Annotated in this window: 14 protein-coding genes; all 14 read right to left on the bottom strand. The window is 39.0% G+C overall.

Annotation, left to right across the window (positions count from 1 at the left end):
- On the bottom strand, window positions 1-699 hold a 699-nt coding region (locus tag K6G87_RS17445; RefSeq protein WP_296840116.1), incomplete at its 3' end, for a PCRF domain-containing protein.
- A 28-nt stretch (window positions 700-727) separates the two neighbouring features.
- Complete coding sequence (gene prmC, locus K6G87_RS17440; protein WP_296840114.1) at window positions 728-1,567, bottom strand: peptide chain release factor N(5)-glutamine methyltransferase; 840 nt, start codon at window positions 1,565-1,567, stop codon at window positions 728-730.
- On the bottom strand, window positions 1,567-2,544 hold the full coding sequence (locus K6G87_RS17435) for a DUF1385 domain-containing protein (RefSeq protein ID WP_296840112.1): 978 nt from the start codon (window positions 2,542-2,544) through the stop codon (window positions 1,567-1,569). The genes prmC and K6G87_RS17435 overlap by 1 nt, the downstream gene beginning before the upstream one ends.
- Window positions 2,545-2,729: 185 nt before the next feature.
- Complete coding sequence (gene rpmE, locus K6G87_RS17430) at window positions 2,730-2,939, bottom strand: 50S ribosomal protein L31 (RefSeq protein WP_296840110.1); 210 nt, start codon at window positions 2,937-2,939, stop codon at window positions 2,730-2,732.
- Window positions 2,940-3,137: 198 nt separating this feature from the next.
- Window positions 3,138-4,073, bottom strand: a complete 936-nt coding sequence (gene rlmB, locus K6G87_RS17425) for a 23S rRNA (guanosine(2251)-2'-O)-methyltransferase RlmB (RefSeq protein ID WP_330669932.1) — start codon at window positions 4,071-4,073, stop codon at window positions 3,138-3,140.
- A 72-nt stretch (window positions 4,074-4,145) separates the two neighbouring features.
- Window positions 4,146-4,697 (bottom strand): Mini-ribonuclease 3, encoded by a 552-nt coding sequence (locus K6G87_RS17420; RefSeq protein ID WP_330669931.1) that lies wholly within the window; start codon window positions 4,695-4,697, stop codon window positions 4,146-4,148.
- On the bottom strand, window positions 4,679-6,109 hold the full coding sequence (gene cysS, locus K6G87_RS17415; protein ID WP_296840107.1) for a cysteine--tRNA ligase: 1,431 nt from the start codon (window positions 6,107-6,109) through the stop codon (window positions 4,679-4,681). Before cysS ends, K6G87_RS17420 begins: the two co-directional genes overlap by 19 nt.
- A 62-nt stretch (window positions 6,110-6,171) precedes the next feature.
- Window positions 6,172-6,738 (bottom strand): 2-C-methyl-D-erythritol 2,4-cyclodiphosphate synthase, encoded by a 567-nt coding sequence (ispF, locus tag K6G87_RS17410; protein ID WP_296840104.1) that lies wholly within the window; start codon window positions 6,736-6,738, stop codon window positions 6,172-6,174.
- A gap of 130 nt (window positions 6,739-6,868) precedes the next feature.
- Entirely contained in the window at window positions 6,869-7,180 is a 312-nt protein-coding gene (locus K6G87_RS17405) for an AzlD domain-containing protein (protein ID WP_296840102.1), read from the bottom strand.
- Window positions 7,180-7,977 (bottom strand): AzlC family ABC transporter permease, encoded by a 798-nt coding sequence (locus K6G87_RS17400; protein ID WP_296840100.1) that lies wholly within the window; start codon window positions 7,975-7,977, stop codon window positions 7,180-7,182. Before K6G87_RS17400 ends, K6G87_RS17405 begins: the two co-directional genes overlap by 1 nt.
- A 1-nt stretch (window position 7,978) precedes the next feature.
- Window positions 7,979-9,172 (bottom strand): alanyl-tRNA editing protein, encoded by a 1,194-nt coding sequence (locus K6G87_RS17395; RefSeq protein ID WP_296840098.1) that lies wholly within the window; start codon window positions 9,170-9,172, stop codon window positions 7,979-7,981.
- Between the two features lie 220 nt (window positions 9,173-9,392).
- Complete coding sequence (locus K6G87_RS17390) at window positions 9,393-9,914, bottom strand: CarD family transcriptional regulator (RefSeq protein WP_296840095.1); 522 nt, start codon at window positions 9,912-9,914, stop codon at window positions 9,393-9,395.
- Between the two features lie 217 nt (window positions 9,915-10,131).
- Window positions 10,132-10,764, bottom strand: a complete 633-nt coding sequence (locus tag K6G87_RS17385) for a GNAT family N-acetyltransferase (protein WP_296840092.1) — start codon at window positions 10,762-10,764, stop codon at window positions 10,132-10,134.
- A 48-nt stretch (window positions 10,765-10,812) separates the two neighbouring features.
- On the bottom strand, window positions 10,813-11,310 hold a 498-nt coding region (locus tag K6G87_RS17380), incomplete at its 5' end, for a hypothetical protein (protein WP_330669930.1).

Raw genomic sequence — 11,310 nt, 5'->3', positions numbered from 1 at the left:
ACCACCATTACCTGATGCTCTTGTAATATCCATACGAACATCTTCCGGAGGTATATCGATATCAACATCATCCTCAACCTCAGGCATAACAGCTACAGTAGCAGTTGATGTATGAATCCTTCCACCTGACTCTGTAACTGGAACTCTTTGAACTCTGTGAACTCCGCTTTCATATTTGAGCTTTGAATAAGCACCATTGCCCTCAACCATAAAGCTTACGGTCTTCATGCCACCTATGCCTATGTCTTCCACATTGATAAGAGATGTTCTAAATCCCTTACTTTCAGCATATTTAATATACATTCGATAAAGATCTGATGCAAATAAAGCCGCCTCATCTCCTCCAACGCCTGCTCGTATTTCGACAATGACGTTTTTGTCATCATCAGGATTCTTGGGGATAAGAAGTATCTTAAGATCCTGTTCGAGCTGTGGAAGCTTTTCGGAATTATCATTGCATTCCTGCTTTAGCATTTCTCTCATTTCAGGATCAGTCTCATCTTCAAGCATCTGTGTGCTATCCTCTATAGCCTCACGACACTTTTTATATTCAATATATTTTTCTACAAGTGGAGTAAGATCACTCTGCTCTTTCATAAGCCTTCTAAACCTGTCAGCATCTGATGCCACATCAGGTTCAGTAAGTACCATACCTATTTCTTCATATCTGTGAAGGATCGCTTCAAGTTTATCTAACATAACAAGTCCAATCTATTAAAATTTTAATTTAATACAGGCATCCTCTTACTACCCTGTCATTATCGCCAAGATCTTTAATAACCTCGACATCATGATATCCTGCATTATTCATAAGCTTAGAAACAGCTTCTCCCTGATCATAGCCTATCTCCATCAAGAGCCATCCGCTCTTATAAAGCCATTTTCCGGCATTATCTATTATCCTTCTGTAAAAAATAAGGCCATCATCTCCTCCGTTAAGGGCTATATACGGCTCACCTGACTTAACTTCAGGAGGAAGAGTATCTATAACATCAGTTCTTATATAAGGAGGATTAGATACTATCATATCAAACTTCTCAATATTATCCTTTGGAAAAAGATCCGTCTTTATGATCCTTGCCCTTTCTGCAAAGCCAAGGCTTATACTGTTAGATGTAGCAACCTCTATGGCTTTATCAGATATATCGGTCATAACACAGCTTGTATCATTAGTATAATTTAGAATACTAAGTGCAATGCAGCCTGATCCCGTACAAAGATCCATAAAACGCATTCCGTCCGAAAGCTCTCTTAAAGCCTCTTCAGCCAGTGTCTCAGTATCCTGATTGGGTACCAGAACATTTTCATTGACCTTAAAATCAATGCCCATGAATTCCTGATGTCCGACTATATAGGCAAGAGGTATTCTTAAGCACCTTTTATCTATAAATTCATTATACTTCTTTTCTTCTTCCTGTGTCACAGTCCTGTCGCCATGAACCAAAAGAGTGTTATAGTCTGTCTGGCATACAGATTCAAGAAGAAGCCGGGCGTCGAGCTGATACTCCGGCACACCGGCTTCCTTAAGTCTGTTGGATGCCTTATTATAAACATCTACATATTTCATTACAGAACATCTTTCTCATCTTCATCTTCAAAATCAAATCCGAAAACATCTCTCTGATAAGTTCTCCAATCAAATATAGCCTCTACTGAAGCGATACCAACCTCGATCATAGAATCGTCAGGCTCTTTAGTCGTAAGATGTTGAAGTAAAAGGCCCGGCTTCGAGATTATGGATATAACCGGATTATCACTTTTGCCTGCAAGTCGAATAAGCTCATATGATATTCCTGAAACCACAGGAAGAAGCAGTATACGATATAAAAGCTTCATTGCTACACTTTCAGTATTAATAAACATAAAAAGAATAATACTTACAACAAGAACAAATAAGATAAAGCTGCTTCCACATCTTTTGTGAAATCTCGAGGACCTTTTTACATTGGCAACTGTAAGTGGAAGTCCTGATTCAATACAGTTAATGCATTTATGTTCCGCTCCATGATATCTGAAAAGTCTCTTTATATCAGGCATAAGAGTTATCGCAAGAATATACAAAATGAATATGGTAATCCTTATAATACCTTCAGCAACTGCCTGAAGTGCCTGGCTTTGAAGATATGTATTCATCCATGCAGAAAGTCTTTCAGGAAGAATAAGAAAAAGACATATAGCAAGAGCAAATGCTACTACAGTAGTAATAGCAGAAAAGAACTTATCACCTTTACCACCTGTTACTGCATCAGCAGCCTTATCTGCTTTAGTTGCATCCTCTTCATCATCCTCATAAAAATCCGCAGATCTGTTAAGAGATTTAGTACCAAGAACAAGAGAATCTATAAATACAAATATTCCTCTTACAAATGGGATTCTAAGAAGTGGTGATCCTGAAAGTATCCCGTGATATTCATCTATTTCGACATGTACTTCTCCATCAGGTTTACGAACAGCTACAGCATAAAGGTCTTTATTACGCATCATAACGCCCTCAAGTACTGCCTGTCCTCCGATTCCCGAATAATGGGTAATCTTCTTCTTCATATATAACCATCCCCCGTTTTGTGCTGATCAATTTATATTTCTATAAAATCATAATTGAAAAGTTAATTCAGGATATATCCCTACTTTGCATATATCCAAGATAAGTTAGACTAAAAAATGAGGCTGAGGCTCTTGCCTCAACCTCATCATTGGATTCTCTGTGAATCTCAAGCAAAGTCTGCTTATTATGCTTCTGTCTTCATGCCGTACTTCTTGTTGAATCTCTCGATACGACCACGAGCTGAAGCTGCCTTCTGCTGTCCAGTGTAGAATGGATGGCACTTAGAACAAATTTCTACGTGGATCTCCTTCTTAGTGGAACCTACTGTGAAAGTATTACCGCAGTTGCAAGTAACTGTTGCCTGATAGAATTCTGGCTGTAAATCCTGCTTCATTTTTACTCACCTCTCTATATCTGAATAAACTTTCGAAAAATTCCGCATCTTTTTTTGAATGCACAATTTCCGACTGTGCTGCTGTCCACATAGACAGCTATGTAATAATAGCACAAATTAGGTTTATACGCAAGTGGAATTTATCATTAAGGATAAAGTCACATAATCTCATTTATAACTATGAAATAGTCATAATTATTATTTCTTCATTCTGCGCTGACGTACGATCTCATAAGCAAGTACGCCTGCTGCAACAGAAGCATTAAGTGATTCGATCTCGCCATTTACAGGAATGGAAGCGATCATATCGCACTTTTCTCTCACAAGTCTGCTGACTCCTGATCCTTCATTGCCTATTACAAGTCCGATAGGTCCTGTAAGATCAAGATCGTACATCGGCTTTCCATCCATATCTGCACATACAAACCACATTCCACGCTTTTTAAGATCTTCAATGGTCTTGGATATGTTAGTAACTTTAACTACAGGAGTGTAATTAAGAGCACCTGCTGATGTCTTTGCAACTGTAGCTGTAAGGCCTACTGCACGGTTCTTGGGAATGATAACCCCATGAGCACCTGCAACATTAGCACTTCTTATAATAGCTCCAAGATTATGAGGATCTTCAATATTATCAAGTATGAGAACAAAAGGAGCTTTGCCTTCTGCCTCAGCCTTGCTGAATATATCTTCAATCTCAGAATAATCATATGCTGCAGCAAAGGCTATAACACCCTGATGCTTACCTGTAACAGATATCTGATCAAGACGCTCTCTTGCCACAAACTTAACTATAGTTCCTGCCTTCTTGGCTTCACGACGAATTGTTGATACAGCTCCGTCCGTGCACCCATCAAGAACATAGAGTTTGTCTATGGTCTTTCCGCTTCTGAAGGCTTCAAGAACAGCATTTCTTCCTTCTATTGCAAGAGAATCTTCAGGTACCACGATCTCTTCTTCATCTTTTATGTCCTTATCGCGGTCATTATCGCGTCTCTTTACATAGTCTCTACCACGGTCTCTGCCACGGCTTTTATCATCATCTTTTTCATAGCTATGGCTTCTTCCTGATACTCTGCCAAGAGATTTTCCGCTTCTATTATCATTTTTTCTAAAATTACTATTATCTCTCATATAATTCTCCAAGAGTGAAAATGTACTGCCGGCAAATATATTCACTATTTGCCGGATCATATTACTAAACTATTACTTCTTACTGGCATCAAGAAGCTCTACTCCGTACTTTACAAGATCAAGTACCCTGTCAAGTCTTCCTGCAAGATACAGATATCCGCACAAAGCTTCAAGCCCGGTAGCCTTACGATAATCAATCACAGACTGATTCTTGGCACTAGTATAGGATTTTGCATTCCTTCCTCTGTGATATACTGCCTCTTCCTCTTTGGTCAGCTTATCCATGATGGAATCTATAATAAATGCCTGCGCTGCAGCATTCACATAGTGTACTTTAGCCTTATTCAGTGTATTGGCAGGTCTGTTAGACTGCTCAGTAACAAGAGAACGGATGATTATCTCATATACACTATCGCCTATAAAAGCAAGTGCAAGAGGAGAATACGTCCTCATATCTATCTTTTTAAGCCCAAAGCTATCACGTATAACACCTGCAAGGTCAGCTATATTGCTACTGTCACTATGACAGCTTTCCTTTTGATCTTGTCCAGAGGATTCAACAGGATTTTTTTCAGATTCTTTATCAAGGTCCATATCAATATCATTCAGGCCTTTATTGTCCATACTACGCCTTCTCTTGTATCTTTGATCTCAACGCCCTTTGCAAGAAGTTCGTCTCTTATAGCATCAGCTGTCGCAAAATCCTTATTCTTCTTAGCCTGCGCTCTTCTTTCGATAGCATCAAGTACATATTTTTCAAGCTCAGGGTCAACGCTTTCACCCTCATTAGAAAGAGCCTTTGCATGAGCAATAAGATCAAGTGACAGAACTTCATCAAAGTTCTTAATGATAGCAAGTTTGGTTGCATCATTGGTATCAGCCTTTAAAGCATCATATAAAACAGTAATAGCCATCGCAGTGTTAAGATCACCACATACGCTATCAGCAAATTTCTCTTCAAAGCTCTTTAATACATTATCGTCAACTGTTCCCTCTTCTTTAAGTTCAGAAACTCTCTTAACAAGCTTGTTATAAGTAACTGTTGCCTGATCAAGAGCTTCAAAAGAAAATACAAGTGGTTTTCTGTAATGAGACTGAAGGCAGAAAAATCTGTATACAAGCGGATCATAACCTTTTTCCTTAAGTACTGATACAGTAAGGATTGCACCTTTAGACTTACTCATCTTGCCTGACTGATCATTAAGATGATTGGAATGGAACCAGTATTTGCACCATTCATGTCCAAGATAGCTTTCTGACTGAGCAATCTCATTAGTATGATGAGGGAAAATATTGTCAACGCCGCCGCAGTGGATATCGATATACTCGCCAAGATGCTTCATGGAAATGCATGAGCATTCAATATGCCAACCTGGATATCCAACTCCCCATGGGCTATCCCACTTAAGAGCCTGATCTTCAAACTTTGACTTTGTAAACCAGAGAACGAAATCAGTCTTATTCTTCTTATTAACGTCCTCCTGAACATCATCACGAACTCCTACATGAAGAGCTTCTTTTTCAACTTCTGAGGAGAACACATAATAATCCTTGAGCTTACTTGTATCAAAATATACATTGCCACCAGCAACATAGGCATAGCCCTTGTCAAGAAGTGACTCTACCATATGTATAAACTCCGGAATGCAGTTAGTTGCGGGTTCTACAACGTCAGGTCTTTTATTGCCAACAGCATCAAAATCTGTAAAAAAGGCATTAGTATAATACTTAGCGATCTCCATTACAGTCTTATGCTCTCTCTTAGCACCGGCAAGCATCTTATCTTCACCTGTATCAGCATCTGATGAAAGATGACCTACGTCAGTAATATTCATTACTCTTTTTACATCATAGCCTGCATACATAAGGGACTTAATAAGAACATCCTGCATAATATATGTTCTGATATTACCAATATGTGCATAATGATAAACAGTAGGTCCGCAGGTATACATTGATACCTTACCTTCTTCTCTAGGATTAAATTCTTCAACGCTTCTTGAAAGTGTATTATAAAAAGTAAATTTGTGTGCCATTTGTAATCTCCATAAAATTAGTATTTATTATGTAGTTTTATATTTGGGCAACTACATTCCCATCAGGATTCGAGATTACAGGCCGGACAGGCTGCGCATCCTCCGTCACTTGAGGCTTCTCCAGCCTGAAATGTAGCATTTCTTGAAGGAGCGTCCATAGGAGTTGTCAAAAGACATATAGCCTGAGAGGAAATACCCTCTCCGCTTCCTGTAAAGCCAAGGCCCTCTTCTGTTGTAGCCTTTACATTAACCTGAGAAATATCAATACCAAGTACATCAGCAATATTCTGTCTCATAGTATCAATATAAGGTCTCATTTTAGGTCTTTGTGCAATAATTGTAGCGTCGATATTCTCGATGATAAAGCGTGACTCTTCAAGTCTTCTGCCAACTTCAGCCATAAGCTTCATAGAATCAGCTCCCTCAAATTCAGGATCTGTATCAGGAAAAAGCTTACCTATATCACCAAGAGCAGCTGCGCCAAGAAGAGCATCCATTATTGCATGAAGAAGAACATCTGCATCAGAATGTCCATCAAGACCTTTTTCGTATGGTATATCTACACCGCCAATTATAAGCTTACGGTTTTCTGCAAGACGGTGAACATCATATCCCATTCCTATACGCATATATTTAAACCCTTTCTAAATAAACAAATAATTTCTTTTAGTAAAAAAATGTATGTAAAGCGAAACTATATTATATACCAAGCCCCGTTATTAATTAAGGGCTTAACATCACAATTTGATTCTACGACATTCATAATACATTAATAAGTACTTCAATTACAAGAGCAGCTCCGCATGCACATACTGCAACAGTCAAAAGGTTTTTTCTTAAATAAGAAAGAATAAGTGCGATTACAAGACCTGCAGCTCCTGCCATAAGACTAAGTCCTTCTGACATAAGTATTGCGGGAAATGTCATTGCCGCAAGTGTAGCATAGGGAACATAAAAAAGAAACGACTTTATAAATGGGCTCTTTATTTCTTTTCTTATAAGAGCAAGAGGAAAAACTCTGATAAGATAAGTGACAACAGCCATTACAATTATATAAATATAGACATTCATTACAGCTGCGCCTCCTTTTTATTATTATCAGAAATATCTGCCTTTGCAGTGCTGTCTTTTGCTCCAATGCTATCTTTATTATCTTCAAGACTTTCATCAGTTTTTATAGGTGCAACAAGAGCTGCAACTGCGCTGATGATGACAGTTACAATGATTATCCTCATACCGGATGAGACGACAGTTTTTAGTAAAGGTGCAAATGTCATAAGGCAGGAAAAAGCCATAGCACTTATTACAACACACATAACCGCTTTATTATCTCTGGCAGGAGGGATTATGATAGCAATAAACATGCCATAAATAGCAAGACCCAGACATGCTATGAGCATTGGAGGAAGTATCTGCCCTGCAAAAGCGCCAAGGAAGGTTCCAAGAACCCATCCAAATACCGAGACGCTTATAAGTCCATATGAATATGCAGGCTTTAATTCTCCCTTATTAAGAACACTAAGCGCAAAAATCTCATCTGTAACACCATAAGCTATCGCCATTCTGTGAAGAATGCCTGTTTTAGGAGAAAGCTTCTGCGTAAGCGCTGTAGACATAAGCATATATCGAAGATTTATGATAAACTGCAGTACAGCCATTTCAAAAAGCGATACTCCATCTCTTATGGAATCAAGAGATGCGTACTGACCTGCACTTGTCACATTGGTTATAGACATTATCACTGCCTGAAGCGTTGAAAGTCCTTTATTGCTTGCTACAATTCCAAAAGCAAAAGATACTGCCATATAGCCTGTACAAATTGGTATCCCGTTTTTAAGACCTCTACGGTATTCTGAAGCGTTATTCATTTTAGCCCTCTATTTCGTCAATAACTTTTCTGATTTCATCTTCAGCAGCATCAGACAGACTTCCCTGAACCATTTTTTCAGATCCGCCTCCCTTAGCGCTAAAGCGTTCTCTAAGAGCTGCTGCAACTAGTCTTGCATCTGAATTCAAACTTCCGCAAACATAGCGATATCCTGCATCTGTCTTGACAAAAAAGGTGCAATAACCGCTGTGATCTATAGTTAAAGCGTTAATTGCATTCTGAACAGATTTATTGTCCATATCCTCTGTAAATACGACAACATTCTTCTGATCTTTAGGAATCTCCTTAAGCTTATACGCCAAAAGCTCAGCCTTAGCCTTTTGAAGACTTCCCTTGACTGCAAAAAGCTCATCCCTTAACTTATTGACCTGTCCCGGAACATTATCAACAGAAGTTGTAAGGCTCCCCGCAAGATTCTGAATAAGCACATGTTCCTTATCAAGAGTCTTCAAAGCTCGCAGTCCGCATTCTATAAAGATTCTTACGCCGCCCTTATAATTCTGACGATTAAGAACCTTTAAAAAGCCTATCTCGCCGGTTTTCCTAACATGAGGTGCACAGCAGGCACATACATCAATGCCTTTGACAGTTACGATCCTTACATCACCGTCAAGCTCCTTCTTGCTTCTATATTCAAGCTTTTCAAGTTCTTCTTTGGAAGGCCAGGAAATCTCAATGTCAAGATTCCTGATTATAGCTTCATTGACCCTTCTTTCTATATCAAGGACCTGCTCATCATCCAAAGGGCCATTAAAGTCCATGGTAACGACCTGTCTGCTCAAATGAAAGCCAACATTATCATATCCATATAAATTATGTACTGTTCCTGAGAAAATATGCTCACCTGAATGCTGCTGCATCTGATCAAAGCGATGATCCCAGTCGATAATGCCGAAAACACTGTCTCCTTCTTTAAAATCGCCTCTTACAACATGGGATATGATCTCAATCGTGCCTTCTTTTTCTATCTGAACATCAAGAACCTGCTCACCGTTTAAAGTCCCAAAGTCAGCCTCCTGACCTCCTTCTTCCGGAAAAAAAAGAGTCTTGTCAAGTAACACTTTCTTTGCACCCTTATATTCTCCGTCTAAGATCTCAGCACTTTCTACTACCTTTGCTTCAAATTCAGTAGCATAAGCATCTTTATCATAAAGTTTAATTGTGGATATAGACATACAATCCCCCGATTATTTCTTCTTTGTAAAACTTTATATATTCTATCACACTTTAACGCACTATTCACCTAAAAGGCTCAAGCGAACTACCCATCATCTAAAGATAATGGCTGCATCGTTATTAAAGGAAGGCTCCGTTACTGTATAAGAGGCTTTTAAGCATTTAAAAACCGGCAAAGCCTTTCAGCTCTGCCGGTTAATGATCACATAAAAAAATCTATTACTTATCTGCTTCAAGAGGAAGATTTGCAAGAATACCTGTAATCTTCTCACGAACGTCATCAAATTCCATATCAAGTGCATATGCAATCTCTGAATAGAAAAGCTTCTCAGCGATTCCAAGATACTTCTCATCCATTGAAGCAAATTTCTTGCCTTCAGAAGCACGAACAGCCTTGATGTGATAAAGAGTCTTGATAAGTCCAAGAATGTCCTCAACTTCATTCTTCTTGCAAATATCTGAGATAACAACCTCAGCCTTCTTACCTGCAGGAAGATCTGTAAGGCTCATATCATCAAGTCCATCAATAAGATCAGCAGCTGCTTCTGCAGAAACAACTTCACGCATCTTATCTTCAGCACCGTCCATAGGAACGTATAATACACCACCTCTGTCAATAGCAGAAATCATCTGGTAATACATCTTTTCACTTCCCTTAGGAAGGAATGATGGTACAAGTGTGTCTGCGACCTTGCACAACCCATGATTTCCATAAACTGCAACATCTCCTATACTAAGCATTTCCACCTCTCTTTGTTACCATCCGAACGAACTATGTAAGCGTTTACTATAAACTTTAAAAAATATGACCTGCAAGGATGATTTGCAGGTCAAATCATAAAATGATTATAGCACAATTTTAATGAAAATGTAATACTTTTTGATACGAAAATACGCAAAAAGTTTCCGAATTTGAATATATGGACAAATTGTACAAAAACTGTTTAGCTTTTGATTTTTATTCGTAAATAATGCCTTGATTCCCATAGATCTGTTCGAAGTCGTAACGCGTCAAGCAGTTATAATACTCGGTTTGAGAGGTTTTGAGCATGGGATTGTAAGAGCTCTTAATGGTATGATGCCAATAGAAACCAAGATGCTTCATAACCCTCCTAGATTTAGTGTTTCCTTTGTAATATGCACACCATATTTGGTCAAGATTTAGATTACGAAATCCGTAACAAATTAGTTCAAAAGCCGCTTCAGATGCAAATCCGCGATGCCAATATCTGCTTCCAAGCCAGTATCCAAGTTCAGCCTGACCCTCTTTGGTCCCTCTGGCCTTGTTGGGGCCCATAGCAAGGGTTACATTGCCAATTGGAACACCAGGAGTTATAGGCATTCCCATGCAATCAACAAGTCCCTGTTTAGGAATTACAGCAAATACAGTTCTTTTCATGTAAATGTTTCTTATTATAGCAAGACTATATTCTACGCTCTCATGCGGGACCCATCCGGAATTTGGTCCAACAAGGGGATCTTTGGCTATCGCAAAAAGAGCCGGTGCATCCGACTCTTCCCATGGTCTTAGTATTAATCTATCAGTTTCAAGAAATGTAGTAGTTATCGGCTCGTTATCTCTAACAACCATATAATCCTTCCAGGGCCGCAGATATCGCGGCCCGTATTTATGATTATTTTAATTAATATTACTTCCCTTATGGCGGATAAGATTATCGCAACCTGTTCCCTGAATTGCTTCTTTTATATAAGAGAACAAAATGCCACCATATGTGCTATAGTCTTCATGTTCATAATTGCGGTTAAATGCTACGAACTCACCATCTTCATACTGAACACACATAGCACCTCCGACCTTTTTGACAATATACTGAGTAGTATTGCCGGTTGTAACTGCTACATATTCATAATCATTATCATTAAGGAATCCTGAAATATCTGAATTTTCTTCTTCATCTGAAGAAACGGCTTCTGCTGCAGGTGCCTCTTCCATCACAGGTGCTTCTTCCACTACTGGTGCTTCTTCCATCACTGGTGTCTCTTCCATCACTGGTGCTTCTTCCATCACTGGCATTTCCGGCATTGCGGCTGCCTCTTCTACTACCGGTGCTGCTTCTGCTACAGGTACTTCTTCCATTACCGGTGCTTCTTCCATCACCGGCATTTCTGGCATTGC

The sequence above is a fragment of the Butyrivibrio sp. genome (genome assembly GCF_024699075.1).
Note: the sequence above shows the minus strand (reverse complement) of the source record. Positions and strands in the feature narration are given on the sequence as shown.